General features: G+C 38.6%; 26 protein-coding genes. 22 read left to right on the forward strand and 4 right to left on the reverse strand.

Features of this window, described 5'->3' with window-relative positions; translation table 11 throughout:
• The first annotated feature begins 365 nt into the window (after nucleotides 1-365).
• The 9 genes from RCG19_RS21310 to RCG19_RS21350 all read left to right on the forward strand — a co-directional run bounded on the left by RCG19_RS21310 (nucleotide 366) and on the right by RCG19_RS21350 (nucleotide 11,033).
• A complete protein-coding gene (locus RCG19_RS21310; protein WP_308108796.1) occupies nucleotides 366-1,007 on the forward strand; it encodes an MBL fold metallo-hydrolase in 642 nt (213 codons plus the stop codon).
• Nucleotides 1,008-1,107: 100 nt separating this feature from the next.
• Nucleotides 1,108-2,112, forward strand: coding sequence for a thiamine pyrophosphate-dependent dehydrogenase E1 component subunit alpha (locus RCG19_RS21315; RefSeq protein ID WP_308108797.1), 1,005 nt, complete (start codon nucleotides 1,108-1,110; stop codon nucleotides 2,110-2,112).
• 15 nt (nucleotides 2,113-2,127) lie between these two features.
• On the forward strand, nucleotides 2,128-3,123 hold the full coding sequence (locus tag RCG19_RS21320) for an alpha-ketoacid dehydrogenase subunit beta (protein WP_308108798.1): 996 nt from the start codon (nucleotides 2,128-2,130) through the stop codon (nucleotides 3,121-3,123).
• A 116-nt stretch (nucleotides 3,124-3,239) separates the two neighbouring features.
• On the forward strand, nucleotides 3,240-4,412 hold the full coding sequence (locus RCG19_RS21325) for a dihydrolipoamide acetyltransferase family protein (RefSeq protein WP_308108799.1): 1,173 nt from the start codon (nucleotides 3,240-3,242) through the stop codon (nucleotides 4,410-4,412).
• 23 nt (nucleotides 4,413-4,435) lie between these two features.
• Nucleotides 4,436-5,206 (forward strand): SDR family NAD(P)-dependent oxidoreductase, encoded by a 771-nt coding sequence (locus RCG19_RS21330; RefSeq protein WP_308108800.1) that lies wholly within the window; start codon nucleotides 4,436-4,438, stop codon nucleotides 5,204-5,206.
• A gap of 111 nt (nucleotides 5,207-5,317) precedes the next feature.
• Nucleotides 5,318-7,297 carry a sigma-54-dependent Fis family transcriptional regulator gene (locus RCG19_RS21335; RefSeq protein WP_308108801.1) on the forward strand — a complete coding sequence of 660 codons (1,980 nt, stop codon included), beginning with the start codon at nucleotides 5,318-5,320 and terminating at the stop codon, nucleotides 7,295-7,297.
• A 43-nt stretch (nucleotides 7,298-7,340) separates the two neighbouring features.
• The gene (locus RCG19_RS21340; RefSeq protein WP_308108802.1) at nucleotides 7,341-8,798 is read left to right on the forward strand and encodes a 4-hydroxyphenylacetate 3-hydroxylase family protein; all 1,458 of its coding nucleotides are present in this window, start codon (nucleotides 7,341-7,343) and stop codon (nucleotides 8,796-8,798) included.
• A gap of 115 nt (nucleotides 8,799-8,913) precedes the next feature.
• Nucleotides 8,914-9,759, forward strand: a complete 846-nt coding sequence (locus RCG19_RS21345; RefSeq protein ID WP_308108804.1) for a 3-hydroxyacyl-CoA dehydrogenase NAD-binding domain-containing protein — start codon at nucleotides 8,914-8,916, stop codon at nucleotides 9,757-9,759.
• 95 nt (nucleotides 9,760-9,854) lie between these two features.
• Complete coding sequence (locus RCG19_RS21350) at nucleotides 9,855-11,033, forward strand: acetyl-CoA C-acetyltransferase (RefSeq protein ID WP_308108805.1); 1,179 nt, start codon at nucleotides 9,855-9,857, stop codon at nucleotides 11,031-11,033.
• 230 nt (nucleotides 11,034-11,263) lie between these two features.
• On the opposite strand, the gene RCG19_RS21355 is transcribed toward RCG19_RS21350, so the two are convergent.
• Entirely contained in the window at nucleotides 11,264-11,467 is a 204-nt protein-coding gene (locus tag RCG19_RS21355; RefSeq protein WP_308108806.1) for a spore germination protein GerPB, read from the reverse strand.
• 433 nt (nucleotides 11,468-11,900) lie between these two features.
• On the opposite strand from RCG19_RS21355, the gene RCG19_RS21360 reads away from it, so the two are divergent.
• A complete protein-coding gene (locus RCG19_RS21360) occupies nucleotides 11,901-12,200 on the forward strand; it encodes a hypothetical protein (RefSeq protein ID WP_308108807.1) in 300 nt (99 codons plus the stop codon).
• Between the two features lie 248 nt (nucleotides 12,201-12,448).
• Here the strand turns inward: RCG19_RS21360 and RCG19_RS21365 are convergent, their stop codons facing one another.
• The 3 genes from RCG19_RS21365 to RCG19_RS21375 form a co-directional block, all read right to left on the reverse strand.
• Entirely contained in the window at nucleotides 12,449-12,841 is a 393-nt protein-coding gene (locus tag RCG19_RS21365) for a rhodanese-like domain-containing protein (RefSeq protein ID WP_308108808.1), read from the reverse strand.
• An 18-nt stretch (nucleotides 12,842-12,859) separates the two neighbouring features.
• The gene (locus RCG19_RS21370) at nucleotides 12,860-13,279 is read right to left on the reverse strand and encodes a MarR family winged helix-turn-helix transcriptional regulator (RefSeq protein ID WP_308108809.1); all 420 of its coding nucleotides are present in this window, start codon (nucleotides 13,277-13,279) and stop codon (nucleotides 12,860-12,862) included.
• A gap of 266 nt (nucleotides 13,280-13,545) precedes the next feature.
• The gene (locus RCG19_RS21375) at nucleotides 13,546-14,118 is read right to left on the reverse strand and encodes a hydrolase (RefSeq protein ID WP_308108810.1); all 573 of its coding nucleotides are present in this window, start codon (nucleotides 14,116-14,118) and stop codon (nucleotides 13,546-13,548) included.
• Nucleotides 14,119-14,243: 125 nt separating this feature from the next.
• Between RCG19_RS21375 and RCG19_RS21380 the strand changes: the two genes are divergently transcribed.
• The 12 genes from RCG19_RS21380 (at nucleotide 14,244) to RCG19_RS21435 (ending at nucleotide 25,086) form a co-directional block, all read left to right on the forward strand.
• On the forward strand, nucleotides 14,244-15,131 hold the full coding sequence (locus RCG19_RS21380; RefSeq protein ID WP_308108811.1) for a TetR/AcrR family transcriptional regulator: 888 nt from the start codon (nucleotides 14,244-14,246) through the stop codon (nucleotides 15,129-15,131).
• A 151-nt stretch (nucleotides 15,132-15,282) separates the two neighbouring features.
• Nucleotides 15,283-15,732: a GNAT family N-acetyltransferase gene (locus tag RCG19_RS21385; protein ID WP_308108812.1), complete on the forward strand. Its 450-nt coding sequence runs from the start codon at nucleotides 15,283-15,285 to the stop codon at nucleotides 15,730-15,732.
• Between the two features lie 304 nt (nucleotides 15,733-16,036).
• The gene (locus RCG19_RS21390; RefSeq protein WP_308108813.1) at nucleotides 16,037-16,807 is read left to right on the forward strand and encodes a PH domain-containing protein; all 771 of its coding nucleotides are present in this window, start codon (nucleotides 16,037-16,039) and stop codon (nucleotides 16,805-16,807) included.
• A 310-nt stretch (nucleotides 16,808-17,117) separates the two neighbouring features.
• On the forward strand, nucleotides 17,118-17,990 hold the full coding sequence (locus RCG19_RS21395) for a YitT family protein (RefSeq protein WP_308108814.1): 873 nt from the start codon (nucleotides 17,118-17,120) through the stop codon (nucleotides 17,988-17,990).
• Nucleotides 17,991-18,298: 308 nt separating this feature from the next.
• Nucleotides 18,299-19,519, forward strand: coding sequence for an aminopeptidase (locus RCG19_RS21400; RefSeq protein ID WP_308108815.1), 1,221 nt, complete (start codon nucleotides 18,299-18,301; stop codon nucleotides 19,517-19,519).
• 267 nt (nucleotides 19,520-19,786) lie between these two features.
• The gene (locus RCG19_RS21405) at nucleotides 19,787-20,722 is read left to right on the forward strand and encodes a DNA/RNA non-specific endonuclease (RefSeq protein ID WP_308108816.1); all 936 of its coding nucleotides are present in this window, start codon (nucleotides 19,787-19,789) and stop codon (nucleotides 20,720-20,722) included.
• Nucleotides 20,723-20,875: 153 nt separating this feature from the next.
• Nucleotides 20,876-21,319 carry a cell wall hydrolase gene (locus RCG19_RS21410; RefSeq protein WP_308111044.1) on the forward strand — a complete coding sequence of 148 codons (444 nt, stop codon included), beginning with the start codon at nucleotides 20,876-20,878 and terminating at the stop codon, nucleotides 21,317-21,319.
• Between the two features lie 116 nt (nucleotides 21,320-21,435).
• Nucleotides 21,436-21,933, forward strand: coding sequence for a GNAT family N-acetyltransferase (locus RCG19_RS21415; protein WP_308108817.1), 498 nt, complete (start codon nucleotides 21,436-21,438; stop codon nucleotides 21,931-21,933).
• A gap of 146 nt (nucleotides 21,934-22,079) precedes the next feature.
• Nucleotides 22,080-22,913 carry a sugar nucleotide-binding protein gene (locus tag RCG19_RS21420; protein ID WP_308108818.1) on the forward strand — a complete coding sequence of 278 codons (834 nt, stop codon included), beginning with the start codon at nucleotides 22,080-22,082 and terminating at the stop codon, nucleotides 22,911-22,913.
• A gap of 79 nt (nucleotides 22,914-22,992) precedes the next feature.
• Nucleotides 22,993-23,538 carry a DUF1697 domain-containing protein gene (locus RCG19_RS21425; RefSeq protein ID WP_308108819.1) on the forward strand — a complete coding sequence of 182 codons (546 nt, stop codon included), beginning with the start codon at nucleotides 22,993-22,995 and terminating at the stop codon, nucleotides 23,536-23,538.
• 367 nt (nucleotides 23,539-23,905) lie between these two features.
• Nucleotides 23,906-24,199, forward strand: a complete 294-nt coding sequence (locus tag RCG19_RS21430) for a transposase (RefSeq protein ID WP_166239657.1) — start codon at nucleotides 23,906-23,908, stop codon at nucleotides 24,197-24,199.
• An 11-nt stretch (nucleotides 24,200-24,210) separates the two neighbouring features.
• Entirely contained in the window at nucleotides 24,211-25,086 is an 876-nt protein-coding gene (locus RCG19_RS21435; protein ID WP_308111045.1) for an IS3 family transposase, read from the forward strand.
• Nucleotides 25,087-25,094 lie beyond the last annotated feature (8 nt).

The following is a 25,094-nucleotide window of genomic DNA, read 5'->3' on the forward strand; positions in this document are numbered from 1 at the left end:
ACGATTAGGAATAATATCTTCTCACCTAATTTACAACTTCCCAGTATAGAGTGGCCCTAGATGGGTTTGGGGTCACTTTTTTCTTAAGAATTCCTATAAGAAATTTAGTAGTTTTAAGAAAACATCAAACTCCAAAGAAGAAGTCAATGGTTGGCTAAATAAAGGGATAATGAATTTTCTCAAGAATAATAAAAGGAATAGTAAAATTCGCAATAGTAAGAAAAATAAAAATCAAATTAGGAGTTTTTTGTGATAGATAGGCGACTTATTTTTTGGCATGAAAATTGCATCTAAAATTTAATAAAGAAGTCATTTTATTTTTTAAAACGTTTTCACGTTTTGCTTACTGGAGGAGGAGTCTTCTCATGAAACCGTTACACATATACGGTTATACATCAGGAAAGCTGCAAACAAACAGTTATATCATTTCAGATCAAGATGATACCTTTTGTATTGTCATTGATCCGGGTGAAAGCCCCCATCAAATGATGGAATTGATTGGTAACAGGAAAATTGAATATATCCTTTTAACTCACAGCCATTATGATCATATCACCGGTTTAAACTTTCTAAAAAAAATGACAGATGCTTCAGTCGTGGTCCACGGCTCAGAAGCGGAATGGCTGCTGAATCCAACCTTAAATCAATCCATCAAGTCCAATGCGGACATTGTCTGTAAGTGGCCTGACATTTTGCTTCATGGCGGTGAGACCATCCATTGTCATTCTTTTTCAATCAAAGCCATCCATACACCTGGCCATACTCCAGGAAGTGTCTGTTATCTATTCAACGACAAGTATTTATTTACGGGAGATACATTGCTCGCTGGAGCAGCTGGACCAACCAATCTCCCATTCGGCAATCGGGATCTTTTGAAAACTTCTATTAATCATAAGCTGTTTTGTTTGGCTGATGATATTGTCATCTATCCAGGTCACGGCGGGATGTCCACAATTGGTTTTGAGAAGAGTCACCCAGTGCTGCCGCACATCAGACACGTCATCTAATATAGGCTTGAAAGGGGGTGTTTCCACAGTTTAGGGGAGTCTTTACTTACTAACTATTCTTAACCTAGATTTCTATTAATCTTAAGAAGGAGTGAATAAAGTGGCTGAAATCTATCAAAAAGAAATTGATCTTAAGAAATACAGCAAAGAAGAGTTAACGAGGTACTATCGTGAAATGGTGAAAATCAGGAAGTTTGATGAGCATCTAATTCGCTTAATGATGGAAGGAAAGGTTTCCGGTTTCTATCATTCTGGTATTGGATCTGAAAGCGTTTCAGTAGGCTCCATTACCAATATTCTTCGTGACGAAGATTATATCTATTATAATCATCGCGGCTGTAATCAAAAGATTGCTAAAGGCGTGCCCCTTTCCAAAATCTATGGAGACTTTTTGGGAACTGTGGAAGGAACTACCCGGGGACTCGGTGCAGGGATTGTACATAGTGCAGACCCATCACGGGGTGTATTAGGACAATGTGGGACCATCGGTTCCCAATTTAATATTGCAGTTGGAACAGCCTATTCTGCAAAAATCCAAAATACCGATCGCGTAACACTTGTTTACTTTGGTGATGGCGCTGCGTCAAGAGAACCACTCCATGGATCCTTAAACTGGGCCGGTCTTTACAAATTGCCGATTGTCTATATTTGTGAAAACAACGGTTATGCCATTTCCTCTACCACAGAGGAAACACATTCTGTAAGGGAACATATTGCGGATTGGGCATGGGGCTATGGTATTCCAAACTGTGTTGTCGATGGAAATGATGTTTTATTGATGCGTGAATGTGTGTCGGAAGCGGTGGAGAGGGCCAAACGTGGGGAAGGTCCAACCTTTATCGAAGCCAAAACGTTCCGTCATCGTGGCCATTTTGAAGGGGACACCTACGATTATGTCGATCCGGAAGTATTGAAATATTGGAAAGAACATAAGGATCCGATCAAGAATTTCAAAAAACTAGTCATTGAAAACGGAATTTGCACTGAAAATGACCTATTGAATGTGGAAGAGCAACTAGAACTAGAAATCCTACAAGCCATCAAAAAAGCGGAAGAAGCATCGCTTCCAAGCCCGGAAAGAATCTATGAAGGATTATTTGCCTAAGGAGGAGTGGTAACTGTGAGTACATCTGTAAAAGTAAAAACAATAACCATGCGTGAAGCCATTGTCGAAGCTCTACATGAGGAAATGGAACGTGATGAAAAAACGGTTTTGTTTGGTGAAGATGTTGGCAAATTCGGTGGTATTAATGCGATTACTAGAGGTTTGTATGAAAAATTCGGAGGAAAAAGGGTTTTTGATACTCCGATTGCCGAAACCACCATTGTTGGGGCCGCACTGGGTATGGCGATTACCGGACTCCGCCCAATTCCTGAATTGCAATTTGGCGATTTTGTTGGTATCGCTTTCGATGAAGTATTTAACAAACTGGGTAAATGGCGTTTTATGCACGGCGGCCAAATGGAAGTTCCGGTTACCCTACGGCTGCCCGTTGGAATCGCAGGTGGAGCCGGTCCTGAGCACTCCCAAAGCCCGCAAGCTTTGTTCATGCATGCGCCGGGTGTGAAAATCGCGATTCCTTCCACACCCTATGATGCAAAGGGGATGTTAAAAACGGCGATTCGTGACAATAATGCCGTCCTATTCTTTGAACATAAACTGCTTTACGCTATGAAGGGGGAAGTTCCGGAAGAAGAGTATTTAATTCCTCTTGGCAAGGCTGATGTAAAAAAGGAAGGAAAAGATGTAACAATCATTGCAACGGCCCTTCAGGTTCAGACCTCATTGGAGGCAGCGGAGAAATTGGCGAAGCTTGGTGTGGAGGCTGAGGTTGTCGATCCTCGGACGCTCGCTCCGCTTGATATGGAAACGATTCTACAATCTGTCCGTAAAACAGGCCGGGTTCTTATTGTACATGAAGAACCGAAGACGGGTGGCTGCGGTGCAGAAATTGCCGCCCAAATTTCCGAACAAGCCCTGTTTGACCTTCAAGCACCCATCAAACGAATTGGCAGTCCTGATGTGCCAATCGCACAAAGCATCTATTTAGAGCAATTCTACAGACCTAGCGAAGATCAGATTATCGAGGCTGTGAAGGAATTAATGGAGTACTAAAATCAAGTAGAGTCGGTGTTCCCGTCCTTAAAAATATCGGGAACACCGTAAATTAAAAGTTTTATACAGAATGCACTTATAGATTATCTATCGACATATTTTAGGAGCGTGAAAAAATGATCGAAATTAAAATGCCACGTCTTGGTGTTACGATGCAAAACGGAACAGTGTCCGAATGGCTGGTGGAAGAAGGAAACACTGTTGAAAAAGGCGATTTCCTATTTGTCTTGGAAACAGAAAAATCCACGCTTGATATTGAAGCCCAAGAGTCCGGAGTCTTGAAGAAAATCGTTGTCCCTTCTGGGAAAGAAGTGCCGGTGAATACCGTTATTGCAGTCATTGCCGAAGAAAACGAGGAAATTGATGTATCCGCATATTTTCAAGACGAAACAGCAAAAGCGGAAACGGCTGCAGCTGCATTGAAATTGGAACCGAAAGAGGAAACAAGTAGGGCAGAGGGGCAAAGTGGACAAAATGCTGGGAAAATTTCACCTAGGGCCAGAAGACTTGCCAAAGAACTCGGTGTGACCGTTGAAAATGTGGTTGGAACCGGCAAAGATGGAATTGTTACCGAAGAGGACATCCGCAAACTAGCTAAGTCCGAAACCACTGGCATGGTAAAAGAAAGAATCGCTTTAAATAATGTGAAAAAGGCAATGGCCGAAAACATGCTAAACAGTTGGAGAAACATCCCACAATTTACGCAGATGATTTCTGTTAATATGGAAACTGCCCTTAAGGTAAAAAAAGAACTTGGTACTATCTCTATTAATGACATTTTGATCAAATCGGTTGGAAACGCCTTAAAGCATAATTCTATGGTAAATAGCCGCTTCGAGGATCAACAAATTATTGTATTTAACGAAGTCAATATTTCCGTTGCCGTTAACAGTAGCAATGGCTTGGTGGTCCCGGTGGTAAAAAATGTCGAAACTAAATCGGTTTTTGAAATTTCCCAAGAGATTCGAAGTTTGGCTGAGAAGGCTGAAAAGAACCAATTAACCATTGATGATTATGCAAATGGGACGATTACGGTCTCCAACCTGGGCAGTCTCGGAATTGAAAATGGCACACCAATCATTAATTCTCCGCAATCTTCATTGGTTTTTGCCGGAGCGATTAAAAAGACTCCAATTGTCAATGAGGAAGGCGACATCGTCGTTGCCCCCATCATGACCCTTTCAATTAGCTATGATCATCGGTTTATTGATGGCGTTACAGGAGCCCAATTTACAAATGATGTAAAAATAGCGTTGGAAAAGCTGGAAGCCTCAGATTTATTGTCATAACCAATAACCGGGAGGAATCGTTCATGAGATTAAGAGATAAAGTAGCCATTATCACTGGAGCCGGAAGCGGCCAAGGTAGAGCAGCTGCTAAAATATTTGCAAGAGAAGGAGCAGTTGTTGTCATTGCCGAGTGGAACGAAGAGAATGGAAGACAGATAGAAAAGGAGATTCTGGATGACGGACATCAGGCCCTCTTCATAAAAACGGATGTATCTAATGAAGATAATATAGTTGCATTGGTAGAGGAAGTGATCAATCGATACGGGAAAATTGATGTTGTTTTCAATAATGCCGGCATCGGATTTTCAGCCAATTCCGAGTATAAAATGGCTTCATTAGTTGAAACCCCGCAAACCGATTGGAACAGTATTTTGGGGATCAATTTAAACGGTGTTTATCTGTTGTCCAAACATGTTTTGCCTATAATGATGAAGCAAAATGGCGGAAGCATCGTGAATAATGCCTCACTAAATGGAATTGCCGGTGTAACGGGAGCAGACGCCTATACCGCGGCCAAAGGGGGAGTTGTTGCATTGACACGGGTCATGGCGGTTGATTACGGTAAATATAATATTCGCGTCAATTGCATCTGCCCTGGCGCGATTGACACACCTATGATAGCCGAAGTTCTAAGTGTCCCTGAATTTGCCGAAAAATTCGCGGAAGGATGTCCACTAAGAAGGGTGGGTAAACCGGAAGAAATCGCCAATGCTGCCCTTTTCCTTGCATCGGATGAATCCAGCTATGTGACCGGGCTGATTATGCCTGTTGATGGCGGTGTGTATGCGCTGTAAACCTTAGCGAAAAAGTGGAATAAACGGAAAAAGGTATTTTCTTGGGGGATTTTTTTCGGAGACTGTCGAATTGTATTAATTGGGAAATCATTTGTCGGGATGTGATTGGAATTGGATCCTATTTACACATTGAAAGGCAGTTATCGAAACTTTGGAGCGTCCCAAGCGGAAAAAACATTAAAGAATATGTGGACGAATTACTTCATTAAGAAGAGAGAGGTTGAAGGAATTCGTCCTGTTATTTTAAGTTCATGGAAGCGCTCGCTTAAACACCGGGTGACCCCGTTTGCCAACCAAGCTTTGGTTTGCGACCTTACGACATTAATAAAAGTTCAACAAGAAAACAAGAATATTTTGACGCTTATTCGACCCTTTATGGATGATTTATTTGACATGGTTAAAGGGACTGACAGTTTAATTGCTTTTGCGAATAAGGATGGAATCGTCCTTGATTTATGCGGTGACAGTGAAATCGCCATGAACGCTGCATCCATTAACTTCACGGTTGGGGCTGACATGAGTGAAGAGTCCATCGGGACAAATGCAATCGGGACCGCTTTGGTCACTGAAAAGGCCATTCAGATCATTGGCGCAGAGCATTACTGTGCCATTTGGCATAGTTCCCATTGTTCAAGCGCCCCGATTATCGACCCCTTTACTAATGAATTGATTGGAGCCATTACGTTAATAGGCTATATCCCAACAGCCAATCCCCATTCTCTCGGACTCGTTAAAACTGCCGCAGATACCATCGTAAAACTGATGGAACAGCAAGGAATCATGAAGGAAAAATATATGATGAACAACTACTTCAATGCGGCAATTGACTCTATTTCAGATGGTATTCTCATTGTCAACCGCTTTGGAGAAATTATTCAGGCCAATAAGATGGCGTCGCATTTATTGAAGCTACCCATGAATGTGGGCAAATGCAGGCTAAGAGATATTGAACATTTACACCCATTTTCGATGTACCTATCAGAATCAATCCAAGGAAATGAAGTTATTTTTCAGGAAGAAATTGGCATGCCCCATGATGAAAAACACAAGTTGATTTTTACCATGAGAGGAATTAATGATGGGAATGAACATATAGGTAGTATTATCATCCTCAAAAAGAAAGTAAACAAGGAAACCAATAAGCTGAAGGCAAAATACGTATTCTCTTCGCTCATTGGTGAGGCCCCCCTGTTTAAACAGGCGATTAAACGTGCCCAAAAGGCAGCCTGCACGGATAAAAGCATACTGATAACGGGTGAAAGCGGAACAGGTAAAGAACTTTTTGCCCAGGCCATCCATAATGAAAGCATGAGGCAAAGCAAACCATTTCTTGCCATCAATTGTGCGGCCATTCCAAAAGATCTCATAGCCAGTGAACTATTTGGTTATGTCGAAGGTGCCTTCACAAATGCCGCCAGGGGAGGAAGAAAGGGGAAATTTGAAGTTGCGAATGGCGGTACGATTTTTCTTGACGAAATAGGTGATATGCCGCTCGAACTGCAAGCTCATTTACTTAGAGTTTTGGAAGAAAAGGAAATTACTCCAGTCGGATCCCATTTGTCAAACCCTATTGATGTCCGTATTATCGCTGCGACCAATAAGGATTTGTTTCAATTGGTGAAAGAAAATAAATTCCGCCTAGATTTGTTTTATCGTCTAAACATTATTTCTCTACAAATCCCTCCTTTGAATAAACGGAAACAAGATATTGAATTGTTTATTAGCCATTTTCTTCCTACCAAAAAGGTCAGTAATGGTGTTCTTACCCATTTTTTGGAATACGACTGGCCCGGCAATCTACGGGAATTCAAAAATGTGATGGAGCAAATTGAAATTTTTTGCGAAGAATCGATTGTAACCGAGGAGCATCTTCCTTCTTATATTCGCTCGTCCATCCAAATTGAAAATAATGACTTGAATTTATATCAGTCATTGGCAAATGAAACCAAGAAAGATACATTAATTTTTACATTGAAAAATAGTGGAAGCGTCTCTCAGGCAGCCAAAAAGCTGGGTGTTTCGGCAAGTACCTTATATCGGTGGGCAAGTGAATATCAATTAAATGTTAAGGATTATATTCAATCGACTTAACCCTGGGTTGGTTCATTAATTTGGGAAAAGGAGGAAATTATGTATGATGACACAAGAAGAATATATTGAAAGTCTTCGCAAACAAAAGAAGGAAGTTTATTTCATGGGAGAAAGGGTTGAAAATGTCGTCGATCATCCAGCGATGAGGCCGCATATTAATGCAGCATCTGTCACTTATAAATTGGGGACAGAAGAAGAATACGAAGAACTTGGCAGTGCTACCTCCCATCTGACCGGAAAGAAAATAAACCGCTGGACCCATATTCCGCAGAATCAAGAAGATCTTGTTAAAAAAGCGATGATGTTACGGGTGGCGGGACAAATAACAGGGACCTGCTTTCAACGATGTGTGGGTATGGACGGCTTGATCACTCTTTATTCAACCACATGGGAGATGGACCGCGATCTTGGGACGAATTATCATGAACGATTTAAACGATTTTTAATTGATACGCAAAATAATGACTATATGATAGATGGAGCGATGACTGATCCAAAAGGTGACCGGTCGAAAAGACCGTTCGAACAACAAGACCCTGATCAGTATGTCAGGGTGGTAGAAGAAAGAGAAGACGGGATTGTGGTTCGCGGTGCAAAGATGCACCAGACCGGTGCCGTTAATTCCCATCAAATTTTAGTGATGCCGGGTGCGGCGATGACGCCAAACGATGCAGATTACGCCATATCGTTTGCCGTTCCAGCCGATGAAAAAGGGCTTGTCTATGTTTTTGGACGGCAGGTGAATGACAGCCGGAAATGGGAAGGAAAAATTGATCAAGGAAATGCCAAATATGGTGTGGTTGGCGGAGAAGCACTGATTATTTTTGAAGATGTCTTTGTGCCGTGGGAACGTGTTTTTATGTATAAAGAAACCAAGTATACCGGAAAACTGGTTGACCGCTTCGCTTCCTACCATCGTCAAAACTATGGTGCCTGCAAGGCCGGAAATCTTGATGTGTTGATTGGAGCGACAGCTTCTCTTGCGGACATGCATGGAATCTCAAAAGCTAGTCATGTGAAGGAAAAGCTTTCAGAAATGGCCCACTTAGTTGAAACCATGTATAGTGGAGCTCTTGCCTGCTCCTTTAATTGTTCTACATCTGGATGTGGGACGGCTTTTGTTGATCCGGTACTGGCAAATACTTCTAAACTCAACACTGCCCGTTATTATCCGGAAGTAACTAAGATTTCACAGGATTTAGCAGGTGGGTTTGTTGCCACATTACCATCTGAAAAAGAATTAGATAACCCACGGATTGCCCCTTATATTCATAAATACTATCGTACCGGTGAAAATGTAGATCCTATTCAAAGAATTAAAATGGGACGGCTGATTGAAAATATGACAGGCTCGACACCGATTATCGAATGTATGCATGGTGCTGGATCACCGCAGGCACAAAAAGTCGTTATTCAAAGATCCATTAATTGGGGAGAAAAGATTAAATTTGCTTCGGAAATTGTCAAGGATACAGAGGCAACCAGTGAAGTAACAAGTTAATTTACATCGAACCATACCATTATTTGCGCCCGAGTAGATGCCCATTTGCAGCTGCTCGGCTTCATTTTATGTAGCTTCTTTTACATAGTATGAGACAAAAAGGAAACGGGAGGAAATGAGCATGTCTAAGGTTCTCGTTATCGGAACAGGAACAATGGGGGCAGGAATCGCACAAGTCATTGCACACCATAACCACGAGGTCACATTGTTCGATCAATCCAAAGAACAGCTTGAAAAGGGAATGGGCGGTATTGAAAAGCAGCTTAATTCTTTAGTAGAAAAAGGAAAAATAGATTCACAACAAAAAGAAACCACTTTATCGCACCTAGAACCAACCTCTACCTTTCCACATAATTGTTTTGATCTCATCATCGAAGCTGTTCCTGAAAAAAAGGAGATAAAAAGTACCGTTTTTAAACAAATGGATACAATCAGTGATGAAAACACGATTTTAGCTACCAATACCTCATCGATTAGTATAAGTGAAATATCGTCGTATATTGAAAAACGAGATCAAGTGATAGGACTGCATTTTTTTAATCCGCCAACCATTATGAAACTAGTAGAAGTGATCCGTGGCCAACGGACAGATGAGAAGATTGTTACGAGAAGTAAAGAGTTTATCCATTCAATTGGAAAAGTACCGATTGAAGTGAATGAAGCTCCTGGCTTTGTTGTAAACCGTATGTTAGTTCCTATGATCAATGAAGCTGTCTTTCTATTGATGGAAGGAGTTGCCTCGGCTGAAGAAATTGACCAATCCATGAAATTAGGTGCAAGCCATCCGATTGGTCCACTAGCCTTAGCCGATTTGATCGGTTTAGATGTGTGCTTACAGGTGATGGAGGTATTATACGATGAGTTTTCAGATAGTAAATACCGCCCAGCACCATTATTGCGAAAGATGGTTCGGAGTGGCTATTTGGGTAGAAAAACCAAAAGGGGGTTTTATTCCTATTAATGAATAAAATCTGGCCCGTAAAGGATTGGGGATTACTGAAAAATCAAATTAGGTAAGGGATGACAATACTATTTATATAAGAAAGGATGAAGAAAATGAAAGAGATCTATATTTTAGAAGGAGCAAGGACACCGTTCGGTTCATTTGGAGGATCGTTAAAAGACGTGGGGGCCACAGAACTCGGGGTAACCGCAAGTAAAGAAGCGATCAAACGAAGTGGTATTGAAGCAGACCATATTGACTTCTCTGTTGTAGGAAACGTGATCCACACTGCCCGTAATGCTTCCTATCTAAGCAGGCATATTGCCTTAAAATCAGGACTACCCATTACAAGCCCTTCCTTAACAGTTAATCGTTTGTGCGGCTCAGGCTTGCAAGCAGTCATATCTGCTGCCCAGTCTATCTTGTTAGGGGAGGGGGAAGCGGGTTTAGCTTGTGGAACTGAAAATATGAGTCAGTCCCCATATGTCATGTATGGCAGCCGCTTCGGAACAGGCATAAAGAGTCCGCAATTAGATGATATGTTGTGGGCGACGCTCACGGATGAGTATAGTGGAATTGGTATGGGGGTTACAGCTGAAAATATAGCAAAGAAATATAAAATATCACGTGAAGAACAAGATGAATTTGCGTTACAAAGTCAACAAAGGGCATCTTCTGCGAGAAAAAGTGGGGTATTTCAAAAGGAAATCGTTCCAGTTGAAGTAAAGAATAAAAAGGGAAGTTTATTGATCACAGATGATGAGCATATTCGGGAAAATACTAGTATCGAAGCTTTAAGAAAATTAAAACCCGCATTTGATAAGGAAGGAACGGTTACATCTGGGAATGCCAGTGGAATTAATGATGGGGCTGCATCACTTGTTGTTGCTAGTGACTCCTTTATTTCCAAGCATGGGAAAACACCGTTGGCCCGTATTGTTTCCTGGGCCATTGCAGGGGTTGAACCAACATTAATGGGGATCGGTCCCATTCCGGCTATCCAAAAACTCCTAAAAAAGGAAAATCTAACGATACAAGATATTGATTTGTTGGAAGTAAATGAAGCTTTTGCTTCACAGTATTTATCTGTTGAGAGGGAACTGGGATTAAACCGGGAAAAGACGAATGTTCACGGCGGGGCGATCGCTCTTGGACACCCTGTTGGAGCAAGCGGGGCGAGGATTCTATATTCACTTATCCTAGAATTAAAGAGAAGAAACGGGCGGTTCGGAATTGCTTCTCTCTGTATTGGGGGAGGCCAAGGAATTGCAATATTAGTTGAAGCATGTTAATTTTTCTCCTTAATAGCTTAATTAAATTCGTGATAAGGGCATCCACCATTTTTAAAAATGGTGGATTATTCCCTATTGATCAGAACAAATTCAAACCGTTTAAGTCCTTCGATCTAATCATAACAAAGTGGTCCCCTTGCTCTTCATTGTATATGATACAGAAAAACAAAGGATTCAAATTGCGACATGAGAATGGAAAATAAATGAATGCAAAAGCAGGAGGGAAATTTTTACTTTTGACGTACTGGTGCTTGAAGTGGGACGGCAGGAGCTGAAAGAGATCCTAATGTAGTGCCAATGGTCGTATAGCCAGCAATGTGAGAGGAACGCTGAATGGTCCCTGCCCCAGTACCAATTTGTAAAACTCCAGCATTAGCAATTATGCCGATTTTTAAAAAATTTATATCGAATGTTTGTTTCAGATGTTTATCCATTTCATTCACCTCTTATTAATATATGTCAAAAATTTAGGGTCAATTCTGATTTTAAAGATTGTTTAGGCAAAAAAGGATTGGTAACCTGAAAACATTATAAATGGCATTTTATAAATCACCCTATGCTTATCATATTAACGGATTGTGTAGTTCAAGGAAAATTCATAGTATGTAAGATACTGGGATCTACTATATGATATGATTTAGAAAAAAGGGGTGGGGATTTTTATGATGGGAGTAATGGGTTTTGGGTCATTCCTATTTACAATCGGATTGCCTTTGGTAATAGTTTTTCTTGTAATATGGACGTATAAGATAAAAAGAAATAGTGACATCCAAGTTGAACAAAACAATAGGATTATTAAATTGTTGGAGAAAATGGTCAAGTAAAGGAAACTCCGTTAGAGGATTGCCTTTTGGGAGGCAGGTAAAAATGAGGTTTATGTTAGAGCTAATTCGTATTATTTTTATATTTATTTTTCTTGGCGGCCTGGTAGGGGCAATTATAGGAAATATTTATACCAGCAATGATGTAACAGAGAGATATTCCTGGCTTAGTTCAATAGCGATATTATTATTACTTTTTGTTTTATATAGGAATAAACTACAATTCTTTGGTTGGTATAAAGGAAAGGGTAGTGAAAAACTTCCAAAGCCTTTTTCATTAATGCTAATTTGTCTTTCCCTTTTGCTACTCATTACACCATTTATTTTAGGTTTGATAGTAAGCTAAACCAACGATTAGCTACAAGAGTTACAGATATGTATCGCTACGCAATCTTCTTCTTGTTGAGCTAAGTAGGCAGTTATGCCGAAGAAGGATTTTTAGTTGTGGTTTCTTGTGACTATAGTAAAAAGGAGATTAAAACATTCTAATCTCCTTTTTCATTAATCATTTTTTCTGCTAGTAGGTTGAAATCTCTTTCACTGATCTCCAAATGACCCAATCGAAAAGAATAGCCCCTGTATTTTGCACTAGAGTCAGCACCCACAACTATCAGACAGGGTAACATCTTGAGAAGAATCTGAAACAGGAAAGTTCATCTCTTTCCAAGCCGCGATTCCCCCGGTCAACTCTTTTACTTTATATCCACGTTCTAATAAAAACGTTGCTACTTTGGCAGCTGTGTTACACCAGACATCCCAGCAGTAAACAATAATTTCCTTATCTTTCGGAATTTCATGTAAACGAACGGGCAGCTCTTGTTGGGGAATGATCGTAGCATCCTTAATTGTTAAACTTCTGACCTGTTTAGGACCGTTTCTTACATCAATCAAAAAGTATTTTTCTGGATCAACTTGTGTCAATTTCAAATAATCCATAGGGCTAATCGTTGCTTCTAATCGTGCATTAAAATAATCAAGAGCATTCATAAATATGTACCCTCCGTTTTATAGTGTAGTCCAAATTTTAATAAGGAACTCCTTCAACAATTGTTTTTCATGATCGCTTAAAGGGGCTAATACTTCTAATTCTATATCGATTAGAAAATCCCAACGTGATTCTAATACTTCATTCCCTTTTGAAGTAATCAATAGGCTATAGGACCTTCTGTCATTAGGATTCCTTGTCCTCTCTACAAATCCTAATGATTCTAAGTGATCGATATGGCTTACCATTGTTGTCCGATCAATTTGTAGGTTTTCAGATATATCTTTTTGTGATGAATAAGGGTTTCCATTAATAAATAAAAGCACCCCGTATTGTCTAGCGTTAATATCATATGGTGCAAGACCCTCAGCAAACCGAGTTTCCATTTTCTGAAGTACCTTTCCGAGCAAAAATCCATAAGATTGATTCCATTTTTCCAAAATTAATATTCACCTCCGTATATAATCACCTTAACATATAATCAGTGTAACTGATTAATTTTCAAAATACAAGTAGATATCTTCGTATTTCTGAAATAAAAGACTGTAAGAAAAGGACAAGTTTATGAAAAAGTATAGGGGGACGTAGAATAAATGATGGAAGTCGCTGCGGTTGTTTTTTTCTTGTTAAACTATGAAGCAGGTTTGTTGAATAAAAAAAGGACCCCAGGAACCAAGTGGTAATTCCGAGGCCACATCTGAACAAGTCATGCTTCCGCAAGGGCGGAGAGGATTTCCTGCGTTGTGCGTGTACGCCCAATGCGTGGGAAAATAGTATTTTTCACGTGATCGTGCTCCGCTTCGGAAAACCCGGTCATTGCATCGATAGCAAAAATCTGCTGATATCCGTGCATAAACGCCTCCCGAGCGGTCGTATCCACACCAATCCCGGTAGCAATGCCGCATAAGACGATAGTGTCGATTCCGCGGCGGCGCAGTTGCAGATCGAGCTCCGTTCCGTAAAAAGCACCCCATTGTTTCTTGGTGATGACGTGATCCGTATCGGCTACTTTCAATTCCGGGACAATTTGATCCCATTCTTCCGGCAAATTTAGTGGTGGGGAAGGTGAATCCAGCTTCGGCTTCGGGATATCCTTCATATCTTTGCTCGATACTCGGATTAGTGCAACCATCGAGCCGTGCTCACGGAAGGCATCTGCCAAGGCCGCTGCATTAGAAACAACCTGCTCGGCGGAATAAGGGGCATATTTGCTACCTAGCCATTTTTGCAAATCAATGACAACCAACGCTGTTTTTTGCAAATCCAACAATTTTTCCATTTTCCTATTTCTCCTCGTTGTCTATATTTGACCATAAGTTATAAATAATAATCACAGGGTCATTGACTTTATGTTTAATATTTTGTACTCTAATTCATAAATAGTCAAGTGGGGAGATTTTGTTTATGAGTGTGACCAAGGAAGAAGTTATAAAATCGGCGACGAAGCTTTTTAAAGAACGGGGTTTTCTTTCAACAACCATACAGGATATTGCTGAGGATTGTGGCATAGCCAAGGGATCAGTTTATAAATTTTTCCCTTCTAAGGAAGACTTATTCAGCGAGGTGTTTAATCAATGCCTTAATATCTATTTTGATCAAGTCGATGAGGTGGCAAGACTTCCAGAACTCACTTCAAAAGAGAAGTTTCTGCAACAGATCATTCTGCGTTTTCGTTATTTTATAGAGTACAAGCATATTCTTGTCGAATTTACCGAGCTCCCCATACAACAGGATCCCAAGTTCCAACCGTTAAGACACCAGTTTAGGGGGCGGCTCATCCGATGGCATAGAGACTGCTTACTGGAAATGTACGGCGAAGAAATCTATCCGTATCTATGGGATATGGTTTCCATCTATCGAGCGATTTTGAAGGAGTATCTATTTTGGCTTGTTTATGAAGAAAAATCGTTATCGCTCGAGGAAACGGCAAATTTCATTTTGGACAAACTCAATGTGCTCTCGAAGCATATGAGGGATTCCAATCGAAAGCCTCTTCTGAAACAGGCTTCTTTTGATAGGTATTTAAGCTGGGGGTTCGAGGACCGCCAAATAGACAAGGAACAAATCCTTACTGAGCTGTTTTTGAAGATGGATTTGGTCCTTGAGACTCTTCCGTCCAGTGCCAAATATCGTTCGGAGCTAAAAGAAATTTGCTGTTTTATCCAGATGGAGGTTAGAAAGGCGGAACCAAATCACCCTTTGCTACAAGCATCGCTTTACTATTTGGAAAGGGAAAAGGAGTTTAAAAGTTTGGTCGTCCAGTTGAGGAATATTGTTCATTCGGGATTTTAGGTTTTTCCCGCTTTTCGGTCTACCTAATGGGGCGATCCAACCGTTTTGAAGGAATACGAATGTCGTGAAAGTAGAGGATTATTATGTATTTGTTTCTATCTATTCTTCTAAGTGTCCTAAAGCAGTAAACAAATCTTAAGGAGGTTTTGTGGTGAATCAAACTAAATTCATCCTAACTCAGTATAATCCGATGTATGCTGAACAGACAGTGAAAATGTGGCGAGATAGTAAGGAACGAGCTATTGGTCAGAAAGAAATTCATAGCTTTGAAAATCATCAATACTTTTTAAATAATATACTACCCAAACAATATCAAATAGATTTAGCGATAATGGATGACAAAGTTGTTGGAATGATTGCCTATAATGACAGGGAGATAAACCAACTTTACATTCATATTGATTATCAAGGAATCGGTATTGGTCAAACATTACTTGACAAGGTAAAAGAACATTCAAGCGGGGGATTAACATTATATACATTTGAAGTAAATGAAACCGCACAACGATTTTATGAAAAGAATGGATTTAAAATCATTGATAGAGGGCACGAAAATGAAGAAAATTTACCTGATATTAAATATGAATGGATATCTAAATAAATAATACGGAAAAGGATAAGTTTGTGTTAGCTGTTAGAATAATGTATCTCCATTATGTTTTACATTAGTTAGAGAAACGATGAAAGATTATAATTTATCCAGTATAAAAAAACTAAATAGTAGCAAAATAGTGTCGAACAAGCAAAGATATCCTCTTAGTTTATAAATGAATGGATGCTATAACTTATGTTTTCTACTTTGTCTTAGCTTTTACAATGCATTTATTTAAAGAACTTGAGAAAACCTTAGTTAAATATATGTTCTTATTGATATAAGCATTTATTAATGTAGAGGTGATGTTATAGTGGGTTTCTTTGATCGGAAAGCAATTTGCGGTGTGTGTAATAAAGAAGTTGGACTTAATCGATACAAAATTAAAAAATCAGACGCCTGGTTGTGTCCCAGTTGCTTAAAACAAGTTGGGGGAGCTACGGCCATTAATGTGAATAAAATCACCATTGAAGAAATCAAAGCGATTATTCAAGAGAAGGAAGACAAACTTGGTGATGACCCCATGTCTCGTGCCGAAAATATGTACAACTATTGTAAAGAGAATAAATTCGGTTCTGGTTTTAACGAAAAGTGGGGGGTTAAACACTTCAAAGTCTTACAAGATAATCTAATTCGCGGCGAAAAGGTATTAATGACCTTTATCGGATTGCACAATTATCAATCCCCTACTAAACATGATAGTAACTATGCTTATGCAATTACCAACAAACGAATTTTGTTTGGTCAGAAGTCTTTAACTGGCGAGAAATTTAAAGCGGTTAATCATGAAAGAATAAACGATATCTCTTTCGAAAAAGGGATGATATTTGGCGTTCTCACGATCGATACTCCCCAAGAGAAGTTTAATATTGCTTTAGATTCAGCTTCTGCGTCGTCCATAAACAATACGATTCACGAAGTTTTGGACAATTTAAGGGTTTCTAATGCCCAAGAAAGTAATCCACAGCCATCTGCCAATACTTCTTCTGCTGAAGAGATTTTAAAATTTAAAGAACTTTTAGATTCTGGAATCATTACCGAAGAAGAATTCGAAGCTAAAAAAAAGCAGCTTCTTGGACTATAAGTGTTTCAACCTCCTTACTGTTTGGAAAATACATTTTAAAAAATATGGAGGTTTCATTAATGTATTCTAATTTAAAAACATCCATGTAAAGAATAGCACGAAAATTCTATTGAGCTTTACTTTAAAACCAGGTTGCCGCGGCAACCTTTTTCTTATTGCACGAAACCAGCTTATTACTTAAACAAACGGGGCCTAGGATGGGATCGCTGAGAACGATCTCGTTTTTTTCTGCCTAAACGGTTTCAAACTTAAAAGTTCAAGAAGATTTATGGTATGCTTAAATACAAAAGCATAGGAAAAGAGGAATTATATGAGCGTAACCCAAAAGCAAAGGACTATTAAATTTAGAATGATTTTACGAGGAATTTTAGTTATTCTTGGGGGGTTTATAGCAGCATATGGGCTGGAAACCGTGTTAATCCCAAATAACGTATCGGATGGTGGAGTAACCGGCATAAGCATTGTTGTTTCTGAATTATTTGGACTGCCATTAGGAGCCCTAATTGCTATTATAAATATCCCTTTTATTTGGTTAGGCTATAAACAAATTGGAAAAACTTTCGCCATTTTTTCGATAATTGGTATTGTTTCACTTTCAGTTGGTACAATGGTATTTCACCATACACCGGCAATTATTCAAGGGGATACTTTATTAATAACCGTTGTTGGAGGTATTATCCTTGGTTTTGGAATGGGATTAGCCTTGCGTAATGGTGGCGCGTTAGATGGAATTGATATGCTTGCCGTCCTTTTATCGAGAAAATTACCTTTTGGAACAAGTGATTTTATTCTTTTCTTAAACGTATTTGTCTTTATGATCGTTTCAAGCGTATTCGGTTTACAAGGAGCCATTCTTTCAGCAATTGCTTACTTTATTGCATCTAAAGTAATTCACATTGTAGAAGAAGGCTTGAGTGGTTCTAAAACCTTTAAAATTATCACAACCAGTCCTGAATTAATGGTAAAGACTATTCGTGACCGCCTAGGAAGAAGTGCAACGTTTAATGAGGTTTATGGTGGATATTCTCACGAAAGATTTATTGAAATCACCTGTGTCATTAATCGCTTAGAAGAAACGAAACTAAAAGAAATTATTAGCGAAATAGACCCAAAATCTTTTGTTACAGTATATGATATGGCCGAAGTGAAGGGTGGCAATTTCAGAAAGAATAATATTCATTAGAAAATATGTGAACTATTACACTAAAAACTATAGTGGGCAAGAGTTAAAGATAGGGATCGCTGCGGCGATCCTTTACTTATAGTTGATGTACAAAAAGCTATACATTCAAGGTGAGTTTCGACAATCCGAGGAAACGGATTTTCCTTTGAAAAAATAGAGCAGGATAGGTAAAGAAGGAAATTAAGCCAAAAATGTGGAATAAATATAAACGTAAATAATCCCCACAAGGTGGTTTTTTATGAATAAGAGTATAAAATACAATCTTCAACAGTACTCATGATAAATTAACAATGAATGGAGCGATATTTTTGAAAACGTTTGAGGAAAAATTAAAAAGCTATGCAGAATTGGTTGTAAAAGTGGGATTAAACGTTCAACCGAACCAAGTCCTTTATGTAAGAGCTAGTGTGGATACGATTCCATTTGCTAGAGCTGTTACTCACGAGGCGTACAATGCTGGTGCAAAAAATGTGTATGTGGACTATATTGATCCTGAAATTACACTCTCACGGTATTTGAGAGCATCAGACGATGTGTTCACAGAGTTTCCCGAATGGGAGCGAACTCAACGCGAGAAGTTGATTGATAAGGATGCGGCATTTTTATTTATCGTTTCCGAGGATCCGGATTTATTATCAAAAGTTGATCCAAATCGAATTGCGAATTACCAAAAAGTAAGTGGTGAAGCCATGGTGAAATGGCGAGAACAACAAGATGATGTAAGTTGGGTCATCTGCGCTGCTCCAAGTCAAGCCTGGGCAGATAAGGTTTTTACAGGCGAAACAAATAGCCTAGACAAACTTTGGGATGCCATCTTCAATTCAGTACGTGTAGGGGAAAGTGAACCTGTAATGGTATGGAAAGATCATATTGGAAACTTGCTCCAAAAAGCCACTTATTTAAATGAAAAGAAATATAAGAAATTACATTATAAAGCGGAAGGCACAGATCTATCGATTGAGCTTCATCCTCGACATCTTTGGAGAAGTGGTGGAACCGAAAATCGTCATGGTGTTCCATTTGTTGCAAATATGCCAACTGAGGAAGTCTTCACTTCGCCATTACGTTCAGGTGTGAATGGTGTCGTTTCGAGTAAAAAACCACTTAGTTATGCGGGTAATTTAATTGATGAGTTCAAATTAACTTTTGAGAATGGTAGAATTGTGGATGTTACAGCTAAGAAGGGCGAAGAAGTATTAAAGAACCTGGTACAAACAGATGAAGGCTCCCATTATCTTGGTGAAATCGCCCTGGTGCCACATGACTCGCCTATTTCTAACACAAACATCCTTTTCCTAAATACATTATTTGATGAAAATGCTGCAAACCATTTAGCATTAGGGTTCGGTTTCCCTAACTGTATTGAAGATGGAGAGAACATGACGAAAGAGCAACTTAAGGAAGTAGAACTAAATTCGAGTATAACTCATGTTGATTTCATGATTGGTTGTGCGGATATGGAGATTGATGGTGAATTACCTGATGGTACACGTGAGCCAATTTTCCGTAAAGGAAATTGGGCTTTCTAATTGATTTTATAGAAGAATATTTTGTTTAAATGGGCTTTTCCGGCATCACGGGAAAGTCCATTTTGTTTTTCAATGGACTCGACTAATTTACACCGAACTAAGTAACCGATGAGGCTATTTTTTCCTCCCCTGGTAAATGTGAGGGTTCTCTCTTACCATAAGATTAATATTGTTATATACTATTATAAATAGGTTTATAATGTTAATTTATGGTTTATTCAAAGATTTCTAGATTGTTCCGTAAAAAATACGATAAGGAGTCCTAAAATGAAAAAGAAAATAAACTATTTACTCTTCCTTTTAACTGCCATCTTAATAGTTGGTTGTACTAACGTAGAAGATGTATCGAATACTGCCGGGAAAGTTGATTCACAAGAAGTAACTACAAATAAAAGTGAAAAAGAAATAACTACGACTGAAAAACAAGTAGTAGAGGAAACATCAACTGAATCAAAAGATCAACTGTTTAAAGGTTACAAACGTATTGAAGTTGATGGTGGAGATTTGTCTGGACATCGCGAACCTAACGCTGTCGTTGACATTGGTTTTGGAGACAGAGAGTATTGGGCCTTTACGAATGACCACGGGCAATTAGTTCGTGTCATTGCTGACGAAATCGTTCTACAAGATGATCGTACCGAACCTGTAACATCGTCTGGCAGATACTACGCGGATGAAGCAAAAGTTCCTGGTGTAGAAAGAGCAGATTTAGACGAAGGACATATCATTGCAGATTCTCTCGGCGGAGTATCCAATGCTTACAATATTACTCCACAAGAAAGTACGCTTAACCGACATGGTGATCAGGCATATATGGAAGACGCCATTCGTAAAGCCGGTGGGGCTACACATTTTGAAGCAATTATCACCTATCCTAATACAGAAACGCAGATTCCTTCTCATTATAAATACACTTACACGTTAAAAGGGAATAAGATTGTAGATGAGTTTGATAACGCCAACCCTGATGAGATAAATAAATCTCTAGGCTTAACTGAAAGTAAATCAACTAACTCAAATAATTCAACTAGTTCGAATAAGTCGAATGGAACTAAAGATATTTCTAGTGTTGATACAAACGGTAATGGACAGGTAACAATTAAAGAAGCAAAAGCAGCAGGTTATAGTATGCCAATAACGAGTGATCACTGGTTATATCCATATATGGATGATCGAGATGGTGATGGCTTAGTAGGTGAATAATAAAACAACTCACAAAGAAGATAGCTATCAAAGTAATGCAATAGTCATCATTTTACTTATAAATTGTATGTGATAAAAACTAAGAATTCTTATTATATGGGGAATGACATGAATGTTGGCTTTTTTTCATACAATAATTTTGGAGGTGATGATATGCCAAGAGTAAGGGCTAGAAGTCATGATGTAGATGAAATGGCCAGAATGATGAGGGCGGAAGCAGAAGGCGAAGGCCAGCAAGGAATGTTATATGTTGGGAATGTCATAATAAATCGTGTTGTTGCACAATGCTTGGATTTCAAAAGTGTAAACAATATTCATGATGTATTATTTCAAGTACAAGGTGGTAATTATTCTTTTGAAGCTGTGCAAAAAGGGAATGTATTTTATCAAAGATCAAGAATTTCTGAAAGAAGATTAGCACAAAAGAATATTAATTCTTGGAGAGATCATCCTGCTAAATATGCACTTTGGTACTTTAATCCAACGGCACCATCGTGTCCTCCTACATGGTACGGTCAACCACATACTGGTCAATTTAAAGAGCACTGTTTTTATGAACCAAAACCTGGAACATGTGACAGTGTTTATAGAGGTTAAGCTTACTCTTTGAAGTAAGCTTTTTTACATAGATAGCATTTAAATGTATGGTTTCCACTTAAAAGGTCAAAAGAAAAGGCGTTATTGGGTATAAAAACACTAGGGGGGATCAACTTTTGATTCAAGTAAAAAGTTTGGAACAGTGTGAGCATGGATTGTTGGACTTTTTAACGGATATGATGTATGAATCCATTCATATTCCTGAAAACAAGCCGTCTAAAGAAGAACTATTAAATTCTCCAGATCTTAAAAAATATAGTGAGGAATGGGGAAGAAAAGATGATCGAGCAATCATTGCTTTTGAGGATAATTTTCCGGTTGGTGCTGCTTGGTATCGCCTTTATACAGAAAATCAAAAAGGTTATGGATATATTGATGATAAGACACCAGAACTAGGTATAGCTGTAATGAAAAATGCAAGAGGGAAGGGAATTGGTAAACTGCTCATGGAAAAATTAATTGAAACAGCTTCAAGTGATGGTTTTTCATCGTTATCTTTGAGCGTTGACCCTAAAAACTCTCAGGCAGTACAACTTTACAAGAAACTCGGATTTGAACAATGTGGTCACTCAGGAACATCTTGGACAATGATATATACTATTTCTTCCAATTAGAGATTCAGGTGTTCAGTTAAATACTTAGATTATTTAAGATTACCAACGAAGCCATTTAGCTGGTAATCGTTTTTTTTTAACTTCAGAAACTATGCCGTATCTTTTTTAGGTTGTTATTCGTTTAATATTATAAATGAGGGAATGGGATGGGGGAAATTGTGATAGAAAAGGTACTTATTCTTGGTGCAAGTGGTCTTGTGGGAAGAGCTTTAATCGATGAATGTAAAGATGGATTTGACCTTTATGGAACATATTCTACTTCGTTCACCAATCTGCCTAATCATAAGCAGTTCCAATTGGAAGTTCAACAAATCGATAAATTGAGGGAAATGATACGTTCAATAAAACCCGACATTGTTATTTCTTGCATAAGAGGAGATTTTGCTCATCAACTGAAGTTTCATAAAGAATTGGCAATTGAATTACGAAATAGCAGTAGTCGTTTGTATTTCTTTTCTACAACCAATGTATTTGACGGTGACTTTTCAAAACCACACACAGAAACAGATATACCTATATCAGAATCAGATTATGGGAATTTCAAAATTGACTGTGAGCATATGCTACTAGATAGATTAGAAGATCAAGCAGTGATTATCAGAATCCCGGCGATATGGGGGAGTCATTCCCCAAGATGGAACTTAATCAAAGAAAGCATAAGCAATAATAAAATAATTGATGTGTACAGCAATTTAGTCCGTAGCAATCTTTTGGATGTTCAGTTGGCAAAACAACTAAGGTTCATTATAAAAAATAAGCTAAAAGGCATCTTCCACTTAAGTACAACCGATCTGATGACTGAGGCCCATTTCTATGATGAAATCATACGTACCCTTGCAAGGGAAAAGAGCATATTACGGTATAGCTTTTTTCAAGATAATGAGGAGACACGATACTTTGCATTGATATCAACTCGTGATGATATGCCAGGTTCTCTACAAAGCACGAATAAAGATATTATTTCTTTATTGTTGAGATAACCTTTTTTCCTTACTTACCTACAGGTATAGCCAATATGATATAGTGGATAAATAAGGAAAAGGGGAAAGGAGATAGGTGATGGTTTATATCGCTCTATTACGGGGAATTAATGTAGGTGGAAATAATAAAATTGACATGAAATTGCTTAAACAATCAGTTGAAAAAGCTGGAATGTGTGATGTGGTCACATACATCAATACAGGCAATATTATCTTTTCATACAAAGGCCTTTCAAAATATGAACTAGCGTGTATATTGGAAGAAGCGATTCATAAAGATTTTGGATTTCAAATCAAAGTAGTCGTACGAGATATCGACGATGTCAAAGGAATCATTAAAGCAATTCCTGACACATGGAAAAACGACAAAGACATGAAAAGTGATGTTATGTTTTTGTGGGATGAAATTGATGATGAATCTGTCCTTAAGAATTTGATCGTTACGCCAGAAATAGATACGGTGAAATATGTCCCTGGCGCGATCCTATGGTCGGTTGACAAGAAAAATGTTACCAAAAGCGGAGTGTCAAAGATTGTTGGATCAAGGATATACAAACAAGTCACGGTAAGAAATGTAAACACCACGCGTAAGATATATGAACTGATGCAAGCACAAAACAGGTAGTCCTTAGGTAGAGGTTTTGAGAAATAAATATTCAGAGGAAATCTGTAACAGGTACGGACCTATCAGAAAACTAAAAAATGTATATGAAAATGACCATCAATTTGTATGTGAATTTGATGGTCATTTTTTATTTACAACACCACGCTTTTCTTTGGTTCTTGCTCTGTTATTCATTATTGATTTTGTGTAGATATGAAAATTTATAGGCGGAGAATTTCCGGTTAATGGATAAAGAGGAAGTGTAAGAAGCAGATATAAGCGGAGGTATTCCGGTTAACGGCTCAAAATTAAAGTTAGTCTAAAAAGTGGACACGGACAAATGAGATATAGTTTATAATACAATCATCATTAAAAAGGACGTGTACACATGGGGAAACATCATGATCAGGAATATAAAGATTACGTTTCGAAATTAGTTGTGGAAGAAGGGCGAAAGGCATCAGACCTGGCTCGTGAACTTGAGCTTTCCTACAAGACTTTATCTGGGTGGGTGGCAGCGTACAAAAAGAAAAACCAGGGTGATCAATCAAAAGAAAACTATATTACCCCTTCAGAGCTGGAGATGTTGAAAAAACAACATGAAAAAGAAATACAACAGCTACGAGAGGAGAATGAAATCTTAAAAAAGGCCATGCACATCTTCACGAAAAACCAAGCGTAAAGTATAGCTTCATTCAGGCCCATACGGATGAACACAACATTGTGAAGATGTGCATGGTACTTGAAGTTTCCAAGAGTGGGTATTATAAATGGCTACGCGCCCAAAATCAGCCTCAATCTGAAAAAGAAATTTATCGTAAAGAGATTGAACAGAAAATATGTAAATCCTTTTATGAAAGTCAAGGAGCTTATGGTAGCCCAAGAGTACACGCTGACCTGGTAGAATGGGGTTATAATGTCTCTCAGAAAACAGTGGCACGTATCATGCAGAAATTAGGGTTATCAGCTTCCCCAAAAGGAAAATACGTAGTAACAACTGATTCAAACCATGATCAAAAGATCTATCCTAACCTGGTCAAACGTCAATTCAATGTAAACGAACCTAATCGGATATGGGTTACGGATATTACCTACATTTGGACGATTGAGGGATGGGTTTATTTATCAACTATCATGGATTTATTCTCAAGAAAAATCGTGGGTTGGAGTATGGCTGCTCACATGAAAAAAGAGTTGTCTATCCAAACTTTAAATACGGCGCTTATTTCCAGGCAGCCGGATGAAGGGTTAATCCATCATTCGGATCGAGGTTCTCAATATTGTTCTAGTGACTATACAGACATCCTGAAGGAAAACAAAATGCAAATTAGTATGAGTAAAAAAGGCGATCCTTACGATAACGCGTGTATCGAGTCATTCCACGCCACAATCAAGAAGGAATTGATCTACAGGAGGAAATTTGCGACTAGAGCAGAAGCTGTAAAGGCTATAAATTACTATATAAGCAGTTTTTATAATGAAAAGAGGAAACATTCAACATTAGGATATTTTTCACCTAATCAATTCGAGAGAATGCATCTACAAAATGAGCCAGAATATATCTCATAAATTCCCTT

Source organism: Neobacillus sp. OS1-2, assembly GCF_030915505.1.
Classification (GTDB): domain Bacteria; phylum Bacillota; class Bacilli; order Bacillales; family Cytobacillaceae; genus Neobacillus.

Coding starts and splice junctions, on each gene's coding strand:
- RCG19_RS21405 (WP_308108816.1), top strand. CDS start 19,787: ATGAAAAAGAAAATAAACTATTTACTCTTCCTTTTAACTGCCATCTTA.
- RCG19_RS21395 (WP_308108814.1), top strand. CDS start 17,118: ATGAGCGTAACCCAAAAGCAAAGGACTATTAAATTTAGAATGATTTTA.
- RCG19_RS21355 (WP_308108806.1), bottom strand. CDS start 11,467: ATGGATAAACATCTGAAACAAACATTCGATATAAATTTTTTAAAAATC.
- RCG19_RS21375 (WP_308108810.1), bottom strand. CDS start 14,118: ATGGAAAAATTGTTGGATTTGCAAAAAACAGCGTTGGTTGTCATTGAT.
- RCG19_RS21350 (WP_308108805.1), top strand. CDS start 9,855: ATGAAAGAGATCTATATTTTAGAAGGAGCAAGGACACCGTTCGGTTCA.
- RCG19_RS21345 (WP_308108804.1), top strand. CDS start 8,914: ATGAGCATGTCTAAGGTTCTCGTTATCGGAACAGGAACAATGGGGGCA.
- RCG19_RS21430 (WP_166239657.1), top strand. CDS start 23,906: ATGGGGAAACATCATGATCAGGAATATAAAGATTACGTTTCGAAATTA.
- RCG19_RS21360 (WP_308108807.1), top strand. CDS start 11,901: ATGAGGTTTATGTTAGAGCTAATTCGTATTATTTTTATATTTATTTTT.
- RCG19_RS21420 (WP_308108818.1), top strand. CDS start 22,080: ATGGGGGAAATTGTGATAGAAAAGGTACTTATTCTTGGTGCAAGTGGT.
- RCG19_RS21310 (WP_308108796.1), top strand. CDS start 366: ATGAAACCGTTACACATATACGGTTATACATCAGGAAAGCTGCAAACA.
- RCG19_RS21380 (WP_308108811.1), top strand. CDS start 14,244: ATGAGTGTGACCAAGGAAGAAGTTATAAAATCGGCGACGAAGCTTTTT.
- RCG19_RS21410 (WP_308111044.1), top strand. CDS start 20,876: ATGCCAAGAGTAAGGGCTAGAAGTCATGATGTAGATGAAATGGCCAGA.
- RCG19_RS21365 (WP_308108808.1), bottom strand. CDS start 12,841: ATGAATGCTCTTGATTATTTTAATGCACGATTAGAAGCAACGATTAGC.
- RCG19_RS21340 (WP_308108802.1), top strand. CDS start 7,341: ATGATGACACAAGAAGAATATATTGAAAGTCTTCGCAAACAAAAGAAG.
- RCG19_RS21330 (WP_308108800.1), top strand. CDS start 4,436: ATGAGATTAAGAGATAAAGTAGCCATTATCACTGGAGCCGGAAGCGGC.
- RCG19_RS21325 (WP_308108799.1), top strand. CDS start 3,240: ATGATCGAAATTAAAATGCCACGTCTTGGTGTTACGATGCAAAACGGA.
- RCG19_RS21425 (WP_308108819.1), top strand. CDS start 22,993: ATGGTTTATATCGCTCTATTACGGGGAATTAATGTAGGTGGAAATAAT.